Annotated in this window: 21 protein-coding genes; 12 read left to right on the top strand and 9 right to left on the bottom strand. The window is 36.0% G+C overall.

The genetic code is table 11. The features are described 5' to 3' along the window. Nucleotides 1-36: 36 nt before the first annotated feature. Nucleotides 37-1,143 (top strand): DUF4421 family protein, encoded by a 1,107-nt coding sequence (locus J0L69_05690; protein MBN8692667.1) that lies wholly within the window; start codon nt 37-39, stop codon nt 1,141-1,143. Here the strand turns inward: J0L69_05690 and J0L69_05685 are convergent, their stop codons facing one another. After that, nucleotides 1,144-1,509, bottom strand: a complete 366-nt coding sequence (locus J0L69_05685; protein ID MBN8692666.1) for a nuclear transport factor 2 family protein — start codon at nt 1,507-1,509, stop codon at nt 1,144-1,146. A 29-nt stretch (nt 1,510-1,538) separates the two neighbouring features. On the opposite strand from J0L69_05685, the gene J0L69_05680 reads away from it, so the two are divergent. Both J0L69_05680 and J0L69_05675 read left to right on the top strand, forming a co-directional pair. After that, nucleotides 1,539-3,218, top strand: coding sequence for an amidohydrolase (locus J0L69_05680; protein MBN8692665.1), 1,680 nt, complete (start codon nt 1,539-1,541; stop codon nt 3,216-3,218). 89 nt (nt 3,219-3,307) lie between these two features. Continuing rightward, the gene (locus tag J0L69_05675; GenBank protein MBN8692664.1) at nt 3,308-5,146 is read left to right on the top strand and encodes a UbiD family decarboxylase; all 1,839 of its coding nucleotides are present in this window, start codon (nt 3,308-3,310) and stop codon (nt 5,144-5,146) included. 145 nt (nt 5,147-5,291) lie between these two features. Here the strand turns inward: J0L69_05675 and J0L69_05670 are convergent, their stop codons facing one another. Both J0L69_05670 and J0L69_05665 read right to left on the bottom strand, forming a co-directional pair. Further along, the gene (locus tag J0L69_05670) at nt 5,292-7,034 is read right to left on the bottom strand and encodes a caspase family protein (GenBank protein MBN8692663.1); all 1,743 of its coding nucleotides are present in this window, start codon (nt 7,032-7,034) and stop codon (nt 5,292-5,294) included. A 102-nt stretch (nt 7,035-7,136) separates the two neighbouring features. Continuing rightward, nucleotides 7,137-7,724: a hypothetical protein gene (locus J0L69_05665; protein ID MBN8692662.1), complete on the bottom strand. Its 588-nt coding sequence runs from the start codon at nt 7,722-7,724 to the stop codon at nt 7,137-7,139. A gap of 223 nt (nt 7,725-7,947) precedes the next feature. Here J0L69_05665 and J0L69_05660 point away from each other — a divergent pair, with 223 nt between their 5' ends. The 6 genes from J0L69_05660 (at nt 7,948) to J0L69_05635 (ending at nt 17,398) form a co-directional block, all read left to right on the top strand. Then, the gene (locus tag J0L69_05660) at nt 7,948-9,669 is read left to right on the top strand and encodes a DNA polymerase III subunit gamma/tau (GenBank protein MBN8692661.1); all 1,722 of its coding nucleotides are present in this window, start codon (nt 7,948-7,950) and stop codon (nt 9,667-9,669) included. Nucleotides 9,670-9,685: 16 nt separating this feature from the next. Next, nucleotides 9,686-12,649: an insulinase family protein gene (locus J0L69_05655; GenBank protein ID MBN8692660.1), complete on the top strand. Its 2,964-nt coding sequence runs from the start codon at nt 9,686-9,688 to the stop codon at nt 12,647-12,649. Nucleotides 12,650-12,659: 10 nt separating this feature from the next. After that, nucleotides 12,660-14,063: an MBL fold metallo-hydrolase gene (locus J0L69_05650; protein ID MBN8692659.1), complete on the top strand. Its 1,404-nt coding sequence runs from the start codon at nt 12,660-12,662 to the stop codon at nt 14,061-14,063. A 146-nt stretch (nt 14,064-14,209) separates the two neighbouring features. Beyond that, nucleotides 14,210-15,424 carry a PAS domain-containing sensor histidine kinase gene (locus J0L69_05645; protein MBN8692658.1) on the top strand — a complete coding sequence of 405 codons (1,215 nt, stop codon included), beginning with the start codon at nt 14,210-14,212 and terminating at the stop codon, nt 15,422-15,424. A 14-nt stretch (nt 15,425-15,438) separates the two neighbouring features. After that, entirely contained in the window at nt 15,439-16,497 is a 1,059-nt protein-coding gene (locus J0L69_05640; protein ID MBN8692657.1) for a response regulator, read from the top strand. Between the two features lie 160 nt (nt 16,498-16,657). Beyond that, nucleotides 16,658-17,398, top strand: a complete 741-nt coding sequence (locus J0L69_05635; protein ID MBN8692656.1) for a nuclear transport factor 2 family protein — start codon at nt 16,658-16,660, stop codon at nt 17,396-17,398. A gap of 40 nt (nt 17,399-17,438) precedes the next feature. Here J0L69_05635 and J0L69_05630 read toward each other — a convergent pair whose 3' ends face one another. The 3 genes from J0L69_05630 to J0L69_05620 are packed head-to-tail and all read right to left on the bottom strand — an operon-like array spanning nt 17,439 to nt 19,076. Further along, nucleotides 17,439-17,804 carry a hypothetical protein gene (locus J0L69_05630; GenBank protein ID MBN8692655.1) on the bottom strand — a complete coding sequence of 122 codons (366 nt, stop codon included), beginning with the start codon at nt 17,802-17,804 and terminating at the stop codon, nt 17,439-17,441. Between the two features lie 19 nt (nt 17,805-17,823). Further along, on the bottom strand, nt 17,824-18,645 hold the full coding sequence (locus J0L69_05625) for a universal stress protein (GenBank protein MBN8692654.1): 822 nt from the start codon (nt 18,643-18,645) through the stop codon (nt 17,824-17,826). 2 nt (nt 18,646-18,647) lie between these two features. Next, complete coding sequence (locus J0L69_05620) at nt 18,648-19,076, bottom strand: DoxX family membrane protein (protein ID MBN8692653.1); 429 nt, start codon at nt 19,074-19,076, stop codon at nt 18,648-18,650. A gap of 142 nt (nt 19,077-19,218) precedes the next feature. On the opposite strand from J0L69_05620, the gene J0L69_05615 reads away from it, so the two are divergent. From J0L69_05615 to J0L69_05605, 3 genes are all read left to right on the top strand, one after another. Continuing rightward, nucleotides 19,219-19,599 carry a hypothetical protein gene (locus tag J0L69_05615; protein ID MBN8692652.1) on the top strand — a complete coding sequence of 127 codons (381 nt, stop codon included), beginning with the start codon at nt 19,219-19,221 and terminating at the stop codon, nt 19,597-19,599. Between the two features lie 64 nt (nt 19,600-19,663). Beyond that, the gene (locus tag J0L69_05610) at nt 19,664-20,044 is read left to right on the top strand and encodes a lactoylglutathione lyase (GenBank protein ID MBN8692651.1); all 381 of its coding nucleotides are present in this window, start codon (nt 19,664-19,666) and stop codon (nt 20,042-20,044) included. Between the two features lie 110 nt (nt 20,045-20,154). Beyond that, nucleotides 20,155-20,475, top strand: a complete 321-nt coding sequence (locus J0L69_05605) for a hypothetical protein (GenBank protein MBN8692650.1) — start codon at nt 20,155-20,157, stop codon at nt 20,473-20,475. Between the two features lie 71 nt (nt 20,476-20,546). On the opposite strand, the gene J0L69_05600 is transcribed toward J0L69_05605, so the two are convergent. The 3 genes from J0L69_05600 to J0L69_05590 are packed head-to-tail and all read right to left on the bottom strand — an operon-like array spanning nt 20,547 to nt 23,407. Continuing rightward, entirely contained in the window at nt 20,547-21,512 is a 966-nt protein-coding gene (locus J0L69_05600; protein MBN8692649.1) for a tryptophan 2,3-dioxygenase, read from the bottom strand. A gap of 9 nt (nt 21,513-21,521) precedes the next feature. Further along, nucleotides 21,522-22,871 carry an FAD-dependent monooxygenase gene (locus tag J0L69_05595; GenBank protein ID MBN8692648.1) on the bottom strand — a complete coding sequence of 450 codons (1,350 nt, stop codon included), beginning with the start codon at nt 22,869-22,871 and terminating at the stop codon, nt 21,522-21,524. Next, nucleotides 22,868-23,407 (bottom strand): 3-hydroxyanthranilate 3,4-dioxygenase, encoded by a 540-nt coding sequence (locus tag J0L69_05590; protein MBN8692647.1) that lies wholly within the window; start codon nt 23,405-23,407, stop codon nt 22,868-22,870. Before J0L69_05590 ends, J0L69_05595 begins: the two co-directional genes overlap by 4 nt. Nucleotides 23,408-23,451 lie beyond the last annotated feature (44 nt).

Below are 23,451 nucleotides of genomic sequence, written 5' to 3'. Positions count from 1 at the left end.
AAATATTTTTTATCTTGGTACAAAATTAAATTAAAATTGCGACAACTACTTTTAATAGTTTTAACTCTTTGTTCATTCATTGCCGTTTCCCAAACTAAAAAGGAAGAGAAACCCAAACCTGCAGCTAAAGAAAAAAAGCCTCAAGAAAAAAGAGCCCGCACACCCGATTCATTATACTTTTCCAAATACAATTCCAGTATCATCGTTGGTTACTACGGTTCTACGAAAGGGTATAATGTAGACATGGTGCAATACCTTACAAAAGACACTTTGCGCAAATCTAACTTAAATTACATTGGAGAATCGAATTGGGTAGATGGTATAGAAATCAGTTATGATAAACTGTCACTTTCTTTCGGATACAAAAGCACACCGCCAAAAGACAAAGACAAAAAGGGCGAAACTAAATTCTTAAATTTTGGATTTAATATTGGAGGTAATAAATGGATTGTGGAGGGTTCTTACCGTCGCTATCAGGGTTTTTACGAAAAGAATACGCTTAATTACGACACAACTTTTAGACAAACCGGAAAATACTATAACGATCCGTCTATACGAAGCACTTTGCATAAAGTGAAGTTTCTCTATTTCTCCAATAACAAACGCTTTGCCTTTAAATCTTGCTATGGCTCGAGCTATCGCCAAATCAAATCTTCTTTTACCTGGATAGTTACTGCTAATGCTTATTACAATACATTAAAAGGAGATAGCAGTATCATTCCACAACCCGTTCGCTCCTATTATGGTGATCAGGCAGGATTGAGAAATCTGAATGTATTTGGTTTTTCAATTTATGGAGGTGCGTCGCTTAATCTTGTATTATGGAAACATTTGCTGATTAACACCACCTTTATGTTAGGTCCGGAAGATCAATTCAGAACTTACCGATACGATAGCTTGCCAACCCGTGATTTAAACTATATCAATTTCACCGGTGATGTTCGTGCCGCCATTGGATTAAACTACCGTAAGTTTTACACGTTTGTATCTTTCATTGGTGACATTATGCCTTACAAAAGCGGACAAATGGAAATTAAGTCCACGTATTACAGCGTCAATTTCACGATGGGATTCCGTGTGCACACAGGCTATCCGAAATTCTATCAGAAATTTCAGCGAACAAAACTGTATCAGTTAATGTAATTAGGCGTGATACACGCGTGATGCAACAATTTTCCCATTAGAAATTTCCAACACTTCACCAACACTCAGTGCTTCCTCTCCGTCCACAAAACGTGTATACTCCATGAAGACTTGCTCTTCATCAGCCGTTAATTTAATTACCTCGTATTTCAGACTTGGTAACCGATCAAACGCATCCTTCCACCAGGCACGCAATGCATTTTTCCCTTGTATGAGTCCGCGTGTTTCGGGCTGACGAATTTTTAATTTGGGACTGTAATGCTGCGCGTTGTCATCATACAGACTTAATAAATTTTCAAGGTTATGCTCGTTGAATGCCTTAAACCACTTCAGTGCTATTTCCTTATTTTGCTTTGCAATTTCCATTGTATACCTTTAAACTATATCTTTATATTATGCTTAAAAAAATAATTTTTCTACTCGTTGTTTCTTGCTTGTTATCCTGCAATACAGCAAAGCAAGAAGCCGATTTAATTATTCATTCTGCAACTATTTATACCGTTGATTTTTCATTTAGTATTTGTGAATCGATGGTTATCAAAGATGGTAAAATTATTGAAACAGGAACGAATGAAGTTATTTTAAAAAAATACACAGCTAAAGAAACAATTGATGCTAAAGGAAAATTTGTGTTTCCTGGATTCATTGATGCCCATTGTCATTTTTACGGTTACGGAAAGGGTTTGCAGGAAGTTGACTTGGTTGGCAGTAAATCATTTGATGAAGTGATTGAACGGGTGAAAGAGTTCACGATTCAACACGATCAAACACCAATTCTTCTTCCCACAGGAGATGGACGATACATTCAAGAAATTGACTGGATTATTGGCCGAGGCTGGGATCAGAACGATTGGGAAGTAAAAGAATTTCCTGATAAAAAGAAACTCGATAGCATTTTCCCGAATACACCGGTCATACTTACTCGCATCGACGGGCACGCGGCATTAGTGAATCAAGAAGCTTTGGATATTGCAGGGTTCTCGGTTAATACTAAAATAAGTGGTGGTGAAGTAGAAATAAAAAATGGGAAACTAACAGGAATACTTATTGATAATGCGGAAGACTCCCTTAAAAAATCAATTTCAAAAGCTTCTTATAAGACTATAAAAACCGCTTTACTTAATGCGCAAGAAAACTGTTTAGCTATGGGAATCACAAGCGTAAGCGATGCGGGTCTAGATAAAAGTGTGGTGGATGCCATTGAGAAATTGCAGAAAGAAAATGAGTTATTCATGCGTGTGTATGCCATGCTCACACCTAACAAGGAAAATCTGGAATACTACTTAAAGAATGGAACACTTAAAACGGATAAGCTCACTGTTTGTTCATTTAAATTTTATGGTGATGGTGCGCTTGGTTCCAGAGGAGCTTGTTTATGCCACGAATATGCCGACAAAACCAATTGGAAAGGATTTTTATTAAACGATGCCGCTTATTTTGAAAAGCATGCCGAACTCATGAACAAACACGGCTTCCAGATGAACACACATTGTATTGGTGACTCAGCTGCGAAAGTTATACTCAACATCTACAAAAAATACTGCAGTGGTAACGATAACAAACGTTGGCGCATTGAACATGCACAAGTTTTATTGAAAGACAATTTCAAAGACTTTAGTAAAAATATTATTCCTTCTGTTCAATCCACGCACGCCACTAGTGATATGTATTGGGCAGCCGATCGTTTAGGAAAAGATCGCGTTAAATTGGCCTATGCTTATAAAGATTTATTGAACGCAGCCGGAATCGTCGCATTAGGCACTGATTTTCCAGTAGAGGATATTAGTCCGTTTAAAACATTTTACGCTTCCGTAGCGCGTAAAGACAGCAAAGGATTTCCGGATGGTGGATTCCAAAAAGAAAATGCTTTAACGCGAGAAGAAACCATTAAAGGAATGACCGTTTGGGCAGCTTACGCTAATTTCGAAGAAAAAGAAAAAGGCAGTCTCGAAAAAAACAAATTCGCCGACTTTGTTGTTATAGATACAGACTTAATGAAATGTCCTGAAGATAAAATTTTACAATCTCAGGTTTTAGAGACTTATATAGATGGGAAATTAGTTTATAAAAGGTAACTTCGCATGTCAGTTCGAGCTTAGTCGAGAACTGAATTAATAGATAAAAAACACGCCTCGCTCGGCTCGGCGTCACAAATGAAAAAGAAATGGGCTACAGCAGCTTAAAAGATTGTTTACTCGACCTCGAAAAAAACGGACAACTCATTCGTATTAAAGAAGAAGTTGATCCTGAATTAGAGATGGCTGCCATTCATTTACGTGTTTACGAAATGGGAGGCCCTGCCCTGCTATTTGAAAACGTAAAAGGCTGCGAATTTCAATGCGCTTCCAATATCTTTGGGACACTGGAAAGAAGTAAATTTATTTTCAGAGACACATTTGAAAAAATCCAAAAGCTGGTAGAGGTAAAACAAAATCCTTTAAACGCGCTAAAAAACCCTTTTAAATACAGTGATGTTTTTTTTACGGGTTTATCCGCACTTCCTAAAAAGAATCCATTTGTAAAACCTGTTTTATTTAAGGAAACAACCATTGATAAATTACCCTTAATTAAACATTGGCCCATGGATGGCGGCGCTTTTGTGACGCTTCCTCAGGTGTACAGCGAAGACATTGATAAACCCGGTGTAATGAATGCCAATTTAGGCATGTATCGCATTCAATTAAACGGCAACAATTATCTATTAAATAAAGAAATTGGTGTGCATTATCAAATTCACCGAGGTATAGGCGTTCATCAAAGTAAAGCCAATAAAAAAGGACAACCTTTAAAAGTTTCGGTTTTTATTGGCGGACCACCAAGCCACAGCCTGTCGGCCGTTATGCCTTTACCGGAAGGATTAAGTGAATTAACTTTTGCCGGCGCCTTAGGCAATAAACGTTTTGGCTATACTTACATTGACGGCTATTGTATCAGTACGGATGCTGATTTTGTTATTACCGGAGAAATTTATCCGAATGAAAACAAACCCGAAGGTCCGTTTGGTGATCACTTAGGCTACTATAGTTTAACGCACGATTTTCCGGTGATGAAAGTACATAAAGTGTATCACCGTTACGATGCCATTTGGCCTTTCACTGTTGTGGGCCGACCACCACAAGAGGACACCAGTTTCGGCGCCTTGATTCATGAATTAACCGGTAAAGCCATTCCGAATGAAATTCCGGGAATTAAAGAAGTAAATGCAGTAGATGCCGCAGGGGTGCATCCGCTATTACTAGCTATCGGTAGTGAACGCTATACACCTTATTCTCCCACCAAACATCCTGCAGAGTTACTGACGCAAGCCAATCATATTTTAGGAAAAGGACAATTAAGTTTAGCGAAGTTCTTGTTTATAACAGCTGATGATAGTAATCAGCTCAGCACACATAACATTCCCGGGTACTTCAAATTTTTATTGGAGAGAATTGACCTTACGCGTGATTTACATTTTTACACCAACACGACCATTGATACATTAGATTACAGTGGTAGTGGTTTAAACAGCGGCAGTAAAGTTGTATTTGCTGCATATGGTGATAAAAAACGCGAATTAGCTACAAGTATCACCAATGAAATCATGGAATTAAAAACCTTTAATCATCCGTTTTTAGCATTACCCGGCGTTTTAGTATTGCAAGCAAATAAATTTGTAAGCCACGAAAAAACAGAAGAAGAAGTTTCCGAATTTAATATTGAATTAATCCGAAACCGGATTGATACACATAATTATCCTCTTATCGTAATTTGTGACGACAGTGATTTTACATCTGCCACTTTAAACAATTGGCTTTGGGTAAGTTTTACACGTTGCAATCCAAGTCATGATATATATGGCGTAAATCCATTTACACGCTTTAAACATTTTGGTTGCGACAGCGTTATTATTGATGCGCGTGTAAAACCACATCACGCGCCCGCATTAATAAAAGATCCTGCTATAGAGAAAAGAGTAGATAAACTTTTTGAAAAAGGCGGTAGCTTGGAGAAGTTGAGGAAATAGGATTTAGAAGATAGGATTTAGAGAGCCACGAATTTCACTAATAAGCACTAATTAAAATCTGCAGGAAATTTCAACACAGAGAAACGGAGAAACAGAGTAATGTTTTAAAACAAACCTCACTTAGTGCCTCACTGGTAAATCAAAATTATTTCCTAATAAAAATAAAATCTCCACCCTCATCCCCTACGTTATTAATTACACCGTATTGCGGTAAGCTAGTGCTGTTGTTTCCAACAGGTGCCTCGAGGTTTTGATACAGTGTACTTGCTGCCATGTATTTGTCTTTGTTCTTTTCCAAACGATCTAACAAATACTTGATGAATACACTTTTGTTTGGAACGGTTTTTAAAGTTCCGCTGGTAATGGCTTTACGGCTTGGTAACTGATATTTTTTCTTAATTACATCCGATGAACCTGTCAAACTAATACTTCTGTTTTTGAAAATACTACCACTAAAGCAAGCATCTGAAATTAATAATGTATGTAATGATTTTATTTTACGAATAGAAGCCGTTAATTGATCATTATACAACCAATTCGCAGAGTTACTGACTTCCGCATCTGTAGGCAACCAATATCCAATATCGCTGTCATCTTCATAATGACCATGACCCGCATAAAAAATCAATACATTATCCTGACTCGTTACTTTCTTGCTTAAATCATCCAATGCAATTACAATTTCACGGCGACTTGGATTCTTTAGTACCTTAATGTTTTCTTCCGCGAAAGTATAATTGGTTTGTAAAACTTTCCCTAACGCTATTGCATCATTAACAGGAAGATTATCCAAATCAGGAATGTTTGGATCCGTATAGTCACTGCTGCCAATTAATAAAGCATAATACTTTCCACCAGCATCACCAAAATTCACATCCGCCGCATGTAATTCACTCATTTCACCTTCTGAAGCTATCGTCTCGGCACGTGTTGTCTCCGGTTTCTTTACTTGTGTTTTATCTTGTGGTGTTGGATTTGGTTTTGCCTTCACCGGTTTTGTATTCTCCTTTTTAGTTTCGCTCTTCTTTTGGGAGCGAGTATCATTCATTGCAATATTTTTATCTTCTATAGCATCTACTTTTTTCTTAGGAATAGGCGCCATGAAATATTTATAATTGCTTAATAAATCCGGACTCGTCGCAAAGCCGATTTCAACAGGATCCATTGGTAATAATGTTGCGCTCACGAAAGCGTCGTTCCAATTTATTTTTTTGGTTGATTTTTGTCCGGTAGTCTGATAAATCATGGCGATCATCTGCGATTCACCTTTGCGCAACATGATGCTGTTAGAACGTTTACGAATATTATTTAAAACATTACCATCTTCGCTCAACTCTACAATTCCGGAATTCACAATTAAAATATCGTTGCCGGTATTGGTTACCTTCACGCGTACATGAAACTTTTGCGCCTTATCATAATCCACATCATCAATTGCAATTTCCACACCACCGGCTGATGTTTTTTGTTTACGGTCTGCCACTAATTCAGGCATGTTTACCATTTTTTCGTTGCCAGTCTTTGTAAAGCCGTCTAATACCAACGATAAAGCTTGTACAGAATTTAAATTCGGTCCTTTTACATCAAATACTTTTGTCTTTTTTGTACCGGGAGGTAAAACAATCTCTCTCTCTTTACACATGGATTTATTTCCATTGATGTAAAAAAATGATTTGTTGGGGTCTAATAGAATGAAAAAATCGTTTTTATTTTCAAAGCGAAACTTTGCTTTCACATAAGCATCCGTTGAGAAAACATCGTCTGATTGTATTTTCAAATCTCCAACATTAACAACTGTATCCCGGTATTTCGTTTTGTCGTCCTTACCGATAGCACTCATGTTTAGAGCAATGAAAAGAGATGTGAAAAGAATAATAAACTTTTTCATAGTAGTTTTTTTATTAGACGTTTAAACAAGCGAAATGTTTAATTAACCAATCAAATATAAGAAAAAAGCGTGAATTCAGCCTTATTTTAGTCGTGCTAATCCCTATCGGCCTTCGTCTTTCCATCGATAATAACACTCCATCACTTTGTAATAGAGGTCATATCCATCATGGTTGAGAATATAGTAATCGGTGAGACTGAAACAATACTTTCTGAATTTCTCATAATCTATTGTTTCATCCCCTGTTAGCTTTCTTAAAATTTCGGGATTTAATTTTTGATTCACTTGCTCATCGATGAAAACCTGCTCAAATATAGCAGCCAATTTTCTCTGTTCTTTTCCGCGCTTACTGAATTGATCATATAAAGCAGTAATCGGACTGCTCATGGCGTTAACGGGCTTAATTTTAGCATCCTCAATCACTTTCTGCATTTTCTCTCTCTCATAAGGTTTGATTTTGAAAGTTGTAACCGTAATCGGACCTAAAGCATAAGCGATACGCTTCATCACGATTTTCACTTCGCCATTCGCATCCAACTTCAATTGAGAAACAGGCAATTTTAAGCGTACATAACCAACAAACGAAACCATCAAGGTATCATTTACATTTGTTCTCAAATAAAAATTTCCGGAATTATCACTCATAGTTCCGTTACCGGAGCTTTTATTGATAATATAAACAAACGGCATAACGGTGGAGCTGTCGCCCTCTACCACCTTACCTTTAATGAGTTGCTGGGAAAACGCGGTTGAAAAACCAACTAAAAAAACGGTTATGAATTTTAAATACTTCAGTCTCCGCTAAATTAAGCTTTAGTGAATTATTTATTAACTTTTTGTGGATAATTTAACCTTTTTTAATCCTCCCTTTCACCTCATTTATTAGCGGTTAAATAGTATTTTTATAATCCTGATGGAAGCATTTATTGTATCGGCCCGAAAGTATCGTCCACAACATTTTAATACTGTTGTAGGTCAATCTCATATTACCAATACTTTAAAAAATGCCATTGCTCATAAACAATTAGCTCAGGCTTATTTGTTTTGCGGTCCGCGTGGTGTAGGAAAAACAACCTGTGCCCGTATTTTCGCAAAAACCATCAATTGCTTCAATATAACTCCGGAAGGAGAAGCTTGTGATAAGTGCGAATCGTGTCAATCGTTTAACAGCGGACAATCCTTAAACGTTTACGAATTAGATGCTGCTTCGAATAACTCGGTAGAAGATATCCGTAACCTCGTAGATCAGGTTCGTTTCGCGCCACAATTAGGCGAATACAAGGTGTATATCATCGACGAGGTGCACATGTTATCTACCGCGGCTTTTAATGCGTTTCTGAAAACATTAGAGGAACCGCCCAAGCACGCTAAATTTATTTTAGCGACTACTGAGAAGCATAAAATTATTCCAACTATTCTTTCACGCTGTCAGGTTTTTAATTTTAACCGAATTAAGAATGAAGATATCTCGAACCACTTAGCGCATATTGCAAAAACCGAGAATGTATCTTTTGAACCTGAGGCTTTACATGTGATTGCACAAAAAGCGGATGGAGGTTTGCGCGATGCTTGTTCTATATTTGATCAAATGGTTGCCTTTACCGGAAATCATTTAACGTATAAAACAGTTGTTGAGAATTTACACGTTCTTGATTTCGATTATTATTTTAAGATCACTGATTTTCTACTGAATCAAAAACTTCCTGAGATTATGCTCACGTTCGATGACATTCTTAAAAAAGGATTCGACGCGCATAACTTTTTAATTGGCTTAGGAGAACATTTACGTAATGTAATGGTAAGCCGAGATTCACAAACAGTGCAGTTGCTTGAAATCAGCGACAATCTTAAACCAAAATATGCCGAACAAGCTACGCGATGCTCTTTACCGTTTTTGCTAAAGTGTTTGGCGCTTATCAGTAAAACAGATGTAAATTATAAGTCGGCAAAAAATCCACGTCTCTTAGTAGAGATGACTTTAATGCAAATGGCTTATATCAACACCGCACAAAATATGGATGCGGAAAAAAAAAATGAGTTAGAGCCCGTATTTCAGCAAAATGTCACGGTTAACAATGCTGCTACCACGAAGCCTGTATTAAGTGCAAGCCCTGAAAAAATCGTCAAAACCACCGATAAACCGGTTGTTCCTTTTTCAGAATTAAAAATAAAAGCTCAGTTTAGCTTAAGTGAAGCCATTAAGAATAATTCGGTAGTTGCTACCGACAGCGGCGGCAATACGGCAGAAGTAGCTTTTGAAAACAAATCGTTCAATTTTGAAGAGCTTCAAAAAGCTATTCATGAATTTGCAAATGCAAAAAATGCCGCGGGTAACCGACAGTTATACACAACATTAACAACGGCCCGAATTGAACTTACGGATACCAATTTGGCTATCATGTTTATTCATAATGAAGCGCAAAAAGAAATTCTTACCAATGTGCGTCAGGAATTTTTAGATAACATTCGTCAGCAGTTATCAAACAATACGGTTGGGCTTGATATTCGTATAGAAGAAGCGCCGGTAAGCACCGCCAAAGTTTACAAACCAAGCGACAAATTCAAATTCCTTGCCGAGAAAAATCCGGCTTTATTGGAATTAAAAAAACGCTTTGATTTAGAACTCGATTATTAATCCATATTTAACTAGTATGAAAAATAAATTTAATTTACTACTCGCGTTTGTTTTATGCGTTGGAATTAATTACGCACAAAAAAAACCATTAAATACGCCTCCCGCTGTAATCGTAAATGATGCGCCGGCAGAAAAAGAAGTAGTTACCAATTACGAAAGTGTACCCAATGATCCTTTAAAAACACGCATCTACACTTTAAGTAACGGCATGAAGGTATACATGTCGGTTTACAAAAATGCACCTCGCATTCAAACGATGATTGCGGTAAAAGCAGGAAGTAAAAACGATCCGGCCAATGCTACCGGTCTTGCGCATTATCTCGAACACATGCTATTTAAAGGCACCGACAAATTCGGTACAAAAGATTTTGCAAAAGAAGGCGCACTTATCAAACAAGTAGAAGATTTATACGAAGTATATCGCGTGACAAAAGACGAAAAGAAGCGTAAAGAAATTTACCATCAAATTGACAGTATTTCGGGATTAGCGGCGAAATATGCCATTGCCAATGAATATGACAAAATGGTGGCAGGCATCGGCGCTCAAAACACAAACGCATTTACTTCCTTTGATGAAACGGTATACATTAACGATATCCCGAATAATCAAATCGAAAATTGGCTGAAGATTGAAGCAGAGCGCTTCAGAAAACCGGTTTTGAGATTATTTCACACGGAATTAGAAGCGGTTTACGAAGAAAAAAATCGTGGCCTGGATAATGACAATGATAAAGCCTGGGAAGCCATGATGTCGAGTTTATTTCAAAAACACACATATGGAACTCAAACACCCATTGGTACAATCGATCATTTGAAGAATCCTTCAATGAAAGAAATTATGAAGTACTACAATAAAAATTATGTTCCGAATAACATGGCCATCATCATGTCGGGTGATTTTGATCCGGATCAAACGATAAAAGATATCGAAAAACACTTTAATGTTTTTGCAAGTAAACCGGTAGAGCCCTATAAATATGTTAAGGAGGCTCCCATTACGTCTAAAATAGTTAAGGAAGTTTACGGACCCGAAGCAGAAAATTTAGCAATGGCCTGGCGTTTTGACGGAGCAGGCACTCGTGATGCCGACATGATTACTATTGTCAACTCTATTCTTAGTAATGGAAAAGCAGGTTTATTTGATTTAAATTTAAATCAGGCACAGAAAGTAATTGGTTCCGGAGGGTTTCCTTATATACTAAAAGACTATGCTACACATATCCTATATGGCAATCCAAAGGAAGGTCAATCTTTAGAAGAAGTTGAGCGTTTGATTTTAGAACAACTGGAGAAATTAAAGAAAGGCCAATTCAGTGATTGGTTATTAAAAGCTATCATCACCGATTATAAACTTCAAAAGACGAAAGAACTCGAGAACAATATGTCGCGTTCGTTTACTATGTTGAATGCATTTAAAAACAATATCAAATGGCAACAAGCAGTGAATACAACCGAGCGCTTATCCAAAATTACTAAGCAAGAGGTGATGGATTTCGTAAAGAAAAACTACAACACTAACAATTATGTGGTTGTTTTCAAACGTAAAGGCGAAGATAAGAATGTGGAGAAAGTAGAGAAGCCTGCTATTACACCTGTTGAAGTAGACAGAGATAATTCCTCTCCATTTGTCAATTCGATTTTAACAAGCCCAACCAAACCAATTGAACCCCGCTATATTGATTACGATAAAGACATCCAAAAAACTAAATTAAACTCGGGTATTCCGGTTTTTTATAATAAGAATACCGAGAACCTTACGTTTGAAATGTATTATGCTTTTGACATGGGCAGTAATCACGATAAAAATTTACGCATTACGGTAGAGAGTGTTCCTTTTTGCGGAACAAAAGATTTAACTGCTGCTCAAGTTAAAGAAGAGCTGTACAAACTAGGTTGTTCGTTTGATATTTATGTAAGCGAAGATCAAATGTGGGTAAGCCTAAACGGATTGAGTGAAAATTTCGAGAAGGCCGTGAAACTATTTGAAGACGTTCTGATGAATCCGGTTTTAAAACAAGAATCGCTTGACAATCTGGTATCTGACATAATTAAGAAACGCGAAGATGCTAAATCTAATAAAATGGTAATTTTAAGAGAAGGTCTTTACAATTATGCAGTTAATGGTCCCATTAATCGTTTCACTTATAAATTAAGTCCTGACGAAATGAGAAAAGTGACGGTTGACCAAGTAACAGATAATATAAAAAACCTCACTAGCTTTAGTCATCGCGTTTTATATTATGGGCCGGATGAAATGCAATCTGTAAGCAACAAATTGAACTCACTTCATAAAGTACCGGCAACATTAAAGCCTATTCCATCTGAGGTAGTTTTTAAAGAAGAAGAATTAGGTAATAAAGTTTATTTTGTTGATTTTGACATGAAGCAAGCAGAAATTGTAATGATTAGCAAAGGTGAAAATTACGATGCTTCCAAATTACCTCAGATAACATTATACAATAACTACTTCGGTGGTGGAATGAGTAGTGTTGTGTTCCAGGATTTAAGAGAATCTAAAGCCTTGGCTTATTCAGCATACTCCACCTATTTAAAACCAAACACACCTAAACGTCGCTATGTAAATTATTCTTACATCGGCTCACAGGCAGATAAATTAGCTGAAGCTTTAAAAGGCATGAGCGATTTACTGAATGAAATGCCAAAAGCGGATGTATCCTTTAATTCAGCTAAAGAAGTTGTGCTTCAGGAAATACGTTCGGAAAGAATTACCAAATCAGGAATTCTATTCAACTATGAAGAAGCTGTGAAGTTTGGCAATAAGACTGACGTTCGGAAAGAAATTTTCGAAAAAGTTAGTAATATGAGTTTTGATGAAATGGCTAAATTTCAGGAAACAATTATCAAAAACAAACCCGTAACTGTATTAGTTGTTGGAAGAAAAGATAAAATCGATTTTCAAACTCTAAGTAAATATGGTGAAGTAAAAGAACTCACCCTAAAAGACATTTTTGGTTATTAATATCTGTACTATGCAAATTCAATTTTTTGGAGCTACTGAAACCGTAACGGGCAGCAAACATTTACTAACTACCACTAAAGGAGTTCAGATATTATTAGACTGCGGATTATATCAGGGCTTAGGAAAAGAAACGGGTGATTTAAATACACACTTTGGTTTTGATCCGGCGCAAGTTGATACAGTTATTTTATCACACGCGCATATCGACCACTCCGGCAATTTGCCTTTGTTGGTTAAACAGGGGTTTAACGGGAGTATTTATTGTACACCTGCAACCATTGATATTTGTGAAGTATTGTTGATGGATAGCGCAAAGATTCAAGAAAACGATATTGCTTTTGTAAATAAACGCAGAGCTAAGGAAGGAAAACCATTATTGAAGCCAAGCTATACTACAAAGGATGTTGAAAAATGCATGCGTCATTTTAAATCGGTTCCGTATAATTCAGAATATAATTTGAATGATGAAGTCAGCTTTATGTTTACGGATGCCGGTCACATTTTAGGAAGTGCTGTTGTAAATATTAAACTTCAGGATGGCGAAAGAACAACGCGACTTACATTCAGCGGTGATGTTGGTCGTTACAATGATTTATTAATGCACGACCCGCAACCGTTTCCGCAGACAGATTATTTAATTTGTGAAAGCACTTACGGAAGTAAATTACACGATAAAATAGACGATGCTCAATTACGTTTGTTGAATTGCGTACGCTATACCTGCATTGAGAAAAAAGGAAAATTGATTATTCCGGCCTTTAGCTTGGGGAGAACTCAGGAAATTGTGTATGCCCTCGATAAAATGTATGATAAAGGATTGCTACCGAAAATTAAAGTGTATGTGGATAGTCCGTTATCAACAAGTGCAACGAATATCATGCGTCGTTATGTAAAAAGTTTGAATAATCAAGTGCAGGAACATTTGAAAACCGATGAAGATCCGTTTGGATTTGAAGGTTTAAAATATGTTACCGATAAAGAAGATTCGATAGCTTTAAATGAATCATCTGAACCATGTATTATTATCTCTGCTTCCGGAATGATGGATGCCGGAAGAATCAAACACCATTTAAAACACACATTACCTTATAAAAAGAACACACTCTTAATTGTTGGTTATTGTCCGCCTTATACTTTAGGTGGTAAGCTAATAGACGGAAATAAACAAGTTAGAATATTTGGCGATGACATTACCGTAAATGCGGATGTTGAAGTAATTTCTTCCTATAGCGCGCATGCCGATTATGAAGAACTTATTAATTTCATGTCTTGCCAGGATAAATCAAAAATTAAAACCTTGTTTTTAGTGCATGGCGAAGAAGATTCAAAAGTTGAATTTAAAAAGACTTTGATGGAGAGAGGTTTCCCCTTGGTAATTATACCCCGTAAATCGGAAGGTTTTACCTTAGTTTAATACTAGCATTAGGCATAGAAAACATTCGCTCCAACATTTTTATCTCGTTTTATTACAATTACTTATACTTCAATACAGGCATTCCTGACCTAAATCATTTTTGAGATTAACTAATCCGGTTACCTTGCTTAGTTAATTTTAAAAAAATGCCTATCTTGAATTCGGATAAGAAAAAAGAAATGGAAAGCCTTAATGCTTTATTTGAATTTGCTACTGAAGGCATTATCATCACCGATAAAAAAGGTGTTATTACCAAAGCCAATCCGAGTTCCGAACGTTTGTTTGGATATAATAAAGGAGAGTTAATTGGTAAAACAGTTGAAAATTTGATACCGGATCATTTAACACACAGACATCAGGGTCATCGCGAAAAGTTCAACAAAAATCCTCACTCACGATCAATGGGTCAGGATATAGCCTTAATGGCGAAAAGAAAAGATGGCACTGAGTTTCCTGTAGAGATTAGTTTAACCCACTTTGTTCAAGATAATGAAATGCGTGTTGTCGCTTTCATCATTGATATTTCTGAGCGACTTGCTGCTCAAGAAAAAATTAAAAGAGTTAACATTGAGCTGGAACAAAAGGTAAGTGAACGAACTAAAGTATTGCAGGAAGCGCTCAAAGAACTTGAGCAATCGAAAGAACAATTAAGCAAAGCTTTAGAAAAAGAAAAAGAACTGAATGATTTGAAGTCGCGATTTGTTACTATGGCTTCGCACGAGTTTCGCACTCCTTTAAGTACTATTCTCTCATCTGTATCGCTAATTAGTAAGTACAAAACAGAAGATGAGGATCAAAAAAGAAATAAACATGTTGATCGCGTTAAATCGGCCGTAACCAACATGACCCTTATACTTAATGATTTTTTATCGGCCGAAAAACTGGAAGCAGGAAAGGTTGCAGCTTCACCGGTAGAATTTGATTTAAAACAACTCGTTAATGAAATCATTAATGAATTAAGCGGTTTATTAAAGCCAAACCAAAAAATTGACTTTACTTTTTTGGGTAGTGAAATTGTGTATCTTGATAAGCAAATGATGCGTAACATCTTCATTAACCTTATTTCAAATGCTATCAAATTTTCATTAGAAGACAAAATTATTTCGGTTTTCATCTCCAATGAAAATAACGCTGTTCACATTGAAGTAAAAGATCAGGGCATAGGAATCCCTAAAGAAGAACAAAACAATCTATTTGAACGTTTCTACCGCGCAAAAAACGCTACAAACATTCAGGGTACCGGCTTAGGATTGAGTATCGTTGCCAAATATATTGAAGAAATGAAAGGTAAGATTGATTTCAATAGCGAATTAAATATCGGAACAACATTTATAATCGACATACCGTATCAAAAAATATAAAACACAAAATAATTATGAAAACCATTTTATTAATTGAAGATAACGTTGAAGTAAGAGAAAATACAGCTGAAATTCTGGAACTCGCTAATTTCAAAGTATTACAAGCGGAAAACGGTAAAATTGGTGTGGAATTAGCGCAGGCTAACAAACCCGATTTAATTATTTGTGACATTATGATGCCTGTATTAGATGGTTATGGCGTAATTCATATGTTATCTAAAAACACAGAAACATCAACCATTCCATTTATATTTTTAACAGCAAAAACCGAACGTGGTGATTTCAGAAAAGGTATGGAGATGGGGGCTGATGATTATATCACCAAACCTTTTGATGATGTAGAGTTATTACGTGCTGTAGAAAGTCGCCTGAAAAAAGCCGAGCTTCTTAAGAATGAATTTTCTAATAATGTAGATGGCGTTAACAAATTCTTCGACGACATTAAAAACATTGAAGAATTAAAAAAATTATCAAATGACCGTCGTATAAAATCCTTCAAGAAAAAAGAAATTATTTTTAACGAAGGTAGCTCCCCTAATTTTCTTTACTTCCTGGCAAAAGGGAAAGTAAAAACTTTCAAATCGCACGAATACGGAAAGGAATTTATAACAAACTTATATAAGGAAGGTGATTTCTTTGGTTACATTGCCTTATTGGAGGATTTACCTTTTGCTGAAAATGCTGAGGCATTGGAAGACAGTGATGTATTATTAATTCCGAAGGAAGATTTTTATTCTCTGATTTATAATAACGCCGGTGTGATGAAGAAATTCATCAAAATGTTGAGTGATAATATTATTGAAAAAGAAAATCAACTGGTAAACCTGGCCTATAGCTCGGTTAGAAAACGTGTTGCCAACGCGCTTGTAACTCTTTACGACCGCTACAATAAACAACCGGAAGAGAAATTCAATATTTCCATTTCGCGTGAAGATTTAGCGAACATAGTTGGAACAGCTACGGAGTCTTTAATCAGAACTTTAAGTGATTTTAAAGAAGAAAAATTAATTGAAGTGAAAAGCAGTAATATCACTATTACGAACTATGAAAAGCTAAAGAAATTAAAGGCTTAGCAAAGCAATACTGTAATAAGTACCATAACATCCAACCTTTATCATTTATACCGAAATTTGGGGTAGCCCACTTTGGGGTATTTATTTCCGTTAAAAAACAAATCACCCAAAAAGGGTGTTAACCTGTCTTTTAATCAAAACTACATTTGAAAAAAAGACGATGAGAAAAATAATTAAACCTTTGAGCGCTCTATTTCCTTTATTTATTACTCTGAGCACACTAGCATCAAACGACACCGACAGTACGATTCTTGCAACTATGATTACAGAATTGGAAACTGCAGTTACCACTGGTGATAAAAGTATTTGGATGAAGTATATGAACGTAGATGGTGTAATGATAAATCGCGATGGTAAGCTTTACTCACGAGAAGAGCTTGTATCAGAATTACACCCGCCAAGCACAGGCAGAGAATTCAGCATTGATGTAAAGGATTTAAAGATCTATATAAATGGAAATTCAGCATTTGCAACATTCATAGCTGATGAACATCTTAAAATTTTCGGACAGATTATGGATACAAAATTCAGAACTACCAACTATTTTGAAAAAATAAATAAGGTTTGGAAGCTTAAAGTTTTTGAATATTACGAAATTCCCATCGACCCGGCTGTTTGTGTCGTTTATGCAGAATTACTTAAACAATATGAAGGTACTTATCAATTATCAGAAAATTCTTATATAAAAATTTACTTAGACAACAATAAATTAATGAGCCACAAAAATGGTGGTATTCCACGTCAAATGTTTCCTATTGATAAAAACGGAAGGTTCTTCTTCAAAGATGAAGAGGGAGAACGTTTCTTCTTGTTAAACAAAGATGGCGCTTATGATTTGATTCAAAGAAGAAACTATAAAGATTTGATTTGGAGAAATACTAAAACTAAACTTAATGAATAAAAACTATTACAATTTTTTTAGGTAGAAAACCTGTTAAGGACTAAATTTCAAGTACACTTAATTCCTTGCCTTCATCATTTTGTTTTCTTAGTGTCCAGTTATCGGTTACAGTAGTTTCCAACCAGCTTCTTCCTGATTTACGGAATACTTGTACATTTAATCCAAGCTTTTGTTTGAACATAGTCTCAAGATCACTTACCGTCATATTATCGCTTATCTCAATAGCACCATTATGATGTTTTAATGCGCCAATAGTAGTACTGATAGGAATTAATTCCTTTTTATCGCTGCCCTTAAACATCTTATGACTATGCTTAAAAAACTGAATCTTCAAGTATGGGAATTCATTATTGAAATCCGCTTGCAACTCTTCTATTGTTTTGTTATTGGTGATATTTATAATCATAGTTCTTTTATTTTATAAATTAATCGTGTATTGACATTATTGGCACTTTAGTTTTAAATGCTATTTGTTTAGTATTTGACTCGTTAAATAAATTATACATCAGTGAATGTGAATGACTGATAAGGGTTATTAAATCTACTTTGTTGCTTTTCACATAAGCAAATAAACCGCTTTCAAAATCCTTTGCTTCCACCGTGTTAACTTTCCATTTTTTGTTTGCGTTCTCAGATTTCTTATGTGGAATGAGCATGAACTCATTTTCTGTTTTTACATGTAAGGCACTCAAATCAGCTTTGAAGTTTTTCGAAAAGTCCTTTACCTTTTGCATCAACTTGGTTTCAAGTGTTTTTTGATTATCAATAGCCAACACCATTTTATTTAAGCGATGATCCTTGTATCGCTCCGGTACTATAATAACCGGACAACTGATTTTTCCTGCTACTTCCAATCCGGTAGTGCCATAAATAAATTTAGAGAACTTAGATTTTGACTCGAGTCCGAGTACAACGTAATGTACTTTCCTGCTTTTAATCAAATCACTTACCCCTGCCTTAAAAGACTTATAGGTTGAAAAGGTTTCAAATGTAATGCCAGGATGCTTTTCTTCCACCTTCGATTTATACTTATTCAAACGAGCCATATTAAATCCCTGCATCTCTTTATAAGAAATAAAATAAGCTCCTGAATAAGTATGAATAACCGGCGTTTCATAAATATGGAAAAGCATTATGGAAGCCTTATTTCGTTTTGCTAAAAGGGCAGCATAATTTAATGCGTTGTCGGATGATTTGGTATAATCAATACCCACTAAAATCGTTTTTGTACTTTTTATCTTTTTCATACTTATTTAGCTAATAATATTCTTAATAAATGATCTAAACTAAAATAAGCCCACCGTGTTGGTAATATCAATAGGATACTTACCAGAATTATTCTCGGAAAAACAAATCGCATATCCCACATTGGTTTCAAATAGGAAAATGCGATGGCTACCATTACTAAATCTAATCCTAATAAACTTAATGCGTAATTTTTAAACAAACCCAGAATTAACAACAGTCCGCCGAAAAACTCTACATAGGAAGTATAATAAGCTGAAAACGTCAACAAAAAAGAAGGTATGTTCTTTTGCTGCGCTTCATATCGGAATGTTTCAATCACACCCCGAATTTTTACATTAAATATTTTATCGTATCCCTGAAACATAAAAATAACCCCGCAAAAAACGCGGAGAATTAACTCTACTGCATAATATTTTATACTAATTTCCATTGGTAAAGGTTTTACAAAGTTGATTTATTAAATATACAAAAAGCGTGAGCATAATCAAACTAAAAGGTGATCTTTATCATAAGTTCAGCGTCCATTATGTTGCAGATTTGTGGAGTAGTTAATAACCTAAAAACAATATAGAATGGAAACGAAAAAAATCTATGAACTTCATGAAGAGCATAAAGAATGGTTAAATAATTTGGCCTTTTATAAAGACGAAATTAAAGTAATGCAAAACCGTATTTCTGAAGTAGCTTCTAAAAATTCATCTCCCGAAGTGTTAAAACAAATCGAACATTTCCAGAACCAACTTATTATTCAACGTAATAACATTGACGAACTATGCCATAGCATTAAAGATCATGAAAACTATTTAGAAAACAGGGTCAATGAAAACCCAACGGCTGTTGACCACCGTAAGGTAAACGACCATCCAAAAATGCGCGATAGTTATACATCTTTTGATAAGGTATTTAATGAATTGCGTAAGGAACTGAATGCTTTTTTAGCTAAGTGGATGTAATTTATTATGTGGTTTATTTGGATAGAGGGCTGCGATTATTCGCGGCCCTTTTTTATATTTAAACATGGAAACAGAATTCATCTTATATGTTAGTAATCTTGAGAAAAGCAAAACCTTCTACAGTTTTGCGTTAAACCAATTACCTTCCTTAGACGTGCCTGGAATGGTTGAATTTGAATTGGGTGAATCTACGAAACTTGGATTAATGCCCGACTCGGGAATTGCTAAAATAATTTGTCCGATAATGCCTCATCCATCTTTAGCCAAGGGTGTACCACGCTGTGAACTCTATCTCAAAGACCCGGCCTATCAGGAATATTTTAATCGCGCTATAACTGCCGGCGCTCTACTGATTAGCCTTCCCAAGGTTCGTGATTGGGGACATGTAGTCGGCTATGTTGCTGATTCAGATGGACATGTTTTGGCTTTTGCGGGTGACGTATAGAAAACTGACAAAAATCAGTTTCCTGAACTGACCTCCATCATTCTTCATCGCGTTGCTATTGGTGACATTTGTATTAGGAAAATAATACAAACCTATAAAAACACAATACTATGGCAACAATCACAAAATCTTACAGCGAAAGCATCAGCGAATCTAAAACTCAAGGTGCATACGATGCTTTTTTAAAGAAATTAAACTTTAGCTATTTTGGTTTAATCAGTATGACGATTACTATCGGAAGTATTTTAGGCGGTTTAACCGCTATGCAGATTTTTGAAAATGATGCTCCAATTTGGCAATTAGCCGTTTGTATGTCGGCTGCTATGGCAAATAACGTTGCCGCTATCGGACAAGCTCCTATTAAATGGTTGTTTAATACTTTCTGTATTACAACCGTGTTAAACGCTTTACTTTTATTAGTGAATCTATAATATAAATTAAAATCATAAAAAAAGCCCCGAGTGCAAACCTCGGGGCTTTTTGTTTCTTATAGTATAATAATTTATTTTTTAATTGGAGAACTTAACTTTGCTATCGATTCCAAATTATCCACGCCCCAATTTTTCATTTCTTCTTCTGTCCATAAATCCGGGAAGAAAATTCTACGCTGGTAACGCGGATGCATATACTTTTTCCAATCACTTCCACCTGTTGCCTCTGCTTTCTTTCCTCCACTCTCTAAATAATGCTCAGCCGCATGATAGTGCGCCATAACCCAACGAACATTCACTGTATGATCATAATGTCGCATAGCGTTTATCAAGCCTACATCATTCTTTACCGCGTCAGGAAGCTTTTTATAAACGGTATATAAATTAGTCGTATTGTACTCCTCCATTTTACGTATGAAGAAGTCCTTGTATTTTTTCTCAAAATTAGTAATTAGAGTATTCTTCTTTCCGGTAGCGTGATCTTTACCTGCAGCCTGCCAGTATAAATGATTATAGGCATGCTCATAAGGCGTATTACGATCGATTGTAGCGCGGAAACGGTAATCGATAAGGTTAATTAACTCCGTAGATGCAAACTCAATTAAACGGTATTGTGCGCTTTGGAAACCGCTAGCCGGCGTAAGCGTATTACGGAATTTCATATATTGCTCTACCTCCATACCATGCTGCATAATGCTAAATGAAGAAGAAAGCATGTCGAAATAACGGCTGATGCGCATTAATTTCTCAGAGAAGAAGGCTGCAGAGATATTTTCACCGGAACATACCTGATCGGCTTCCCATAAAATCATCTTAAATAACAATTCGTTAATCTGATGATACATGATAAACACCATTTCATCCGGTAAAGTCGTACGCTGGATTTGTAAACCCAATAAAGCTTCCGTTTGAATATAATCCCAATAGGTAATTGGTTTGGCCCAAACCAAACCTTCCAAATGCACATCGGTGTCCTGATCGATGGCCTTAAACTTGGCCTCCATCCGGTTTAATATTTCTTCTCTCTTCTGACTCATAAAAAATTTTTATTTGACTTTAACATTAAAAAATTGATGAATCATCGCATCAATTTCTTCCTGTGAAGATGAGGAATTAATTTTAAATTTCACCATTTGTTCGGCAATAATTTTATCCTGTTCCTGTCCCTTTTTCAAAGCGGTCTGATACTCAATATCTCTAAACGATACCATGGAATACATCGGAAAATATTTATCCGGATATAATTCATTCATACGCCTTTCCACTTTCTGTTGTAGCAAATATTGCGGATCGGCCACTTTATCGCGCATCACAATATAATTAAGTAGAGATAAATCCTGAACTGCGTCTCCATTCGGCTTACGCAACTTCTCATATTCTTTAAATACCTCCTCCCAATTTTCTCCATGCTTTTTCATCAATCCATACATCACTGAACAATCTTCAAAGCCACAATTCATACCTTGTCCGAAAAAAGGTACAGTAGCATGCGCCGCATCGCCCATTAAAGCCGTTTTACCGTGCGTCCAAGGGAAACAACGAACAATGGCCAATGAAGACAAAGGATGATCTTCCCAGGCATCCGCTATATTTGGCATCAATTTGAAAAAATCAGGGAATACAGTTTTAAAAAAGTCTTCTACTTTATGTTTACTGGTTAAATTATTGAAGCAATGCTTGTGCCCATCAAAAGGCATAAACAAGGTACAAGTAAACGAACCATCAAAATTCGGTAAGGCAATGAGCATAAAACGACCACGTGGCCAAATATGCAGTGTGTTCTTTTCTAATTTATAACTTCCATCCTTATTTGCGGGCAATAAAATTTCGCGATAACCATCTTCAATGTATTTCTGACTGTAATCAAACTTATCCAGTTTCTGCATTGCGTTATAACGAATGGATGAAAAAGCACCATCCGTCCCAAACACCACATCCGATTTTACTTCTGAAACTTTTCCTGTTTCAGAATTCTTTAAATACACAATACCGTTTTTCAAATCAGCGCCCGTACATTCTTCATTAAAAAATATCTCCGCACCTTTTTGTTCGGCAATATCCATGAGCTTAGCATTAATTTCCCCTCTGGAAACTGAAAATATCGCTTGTTCATTAATACCGTAAGGCTGATAGGTTTTTTCGCCATCATCATTATGCATAGTTCTTCCGTACATCGGAATTGCTATTTTTCTGATCTCATCTCCTATACCAACTTCATCCAAAGCTTTCCAGCCGCGGTAGGAAGTGGCGAGGTTGATAGACTTACCGGCAGAAATATTCGCTTTACGTAAATCGCTTCTTCTTTCAAATACTTTTACTTTATATCCGGCGCGGGAAAGATATATGGCCCATAAAGAGCCCACTAAACCCGAACCAATGATGGTTGCTTGTTTCATGCGTGTTGTTTTTCTTCTTTAAGTTTTGGTATTTCCATGACAGTGCCACATTTTTTACAGGTCCGCAATGAAATATCATCATAATATTTTTGCATCAACTGCGGGAGTTGGTCAACAATATCTCCCAAATGAAACTGTGCTTTAAATAATTCATTATTGCATTTCTCGCAATACCAGGTGCAGGCATCCAGTTCATGCGGCTTTCTTTGTCTTTCAATAACTAATCCAACTGTATTAGGATAACGCTGCGGAGAGTGCTCCACACGAGGTGGTAATAAAAATATTTCTCCCTCCTTTATTTCAATATTTCTCACCTTACCGTTTTCACGGATAGGCAGTGTCATATCGCCTTCGATTTGATAAAAGAACTCTTCTCCTTCATTGTAATGAAATTCTTTGCGGGCATTCGGACCGCCAACAACCATGACAATAAATTCACTGTCTTTATACACCACCTGGTTTCCTACAGGCGGTTTTAACAGATGACGGTTTTCATCAATCCATTTTTTAAAATTAATTGGTGGAATAACATTCATAGCTTAAAATAAAAACGTCATTGCTTAATAAACCCAACACACAC

It is taken from the genome of Bacteroidota bacterium (assembly GCA_017303905.1).
Taxonomy (GTDB): domain Bacteria; phylum Bacteroidota; class Bacteroidia; order B-17B0; family Aurantibacillaceae; genus JAHEYG01.
Note: the sequence above shows the minus strand (reverse complement) of the source record. Positions and strands in the feature narration are given on the sequence as shown.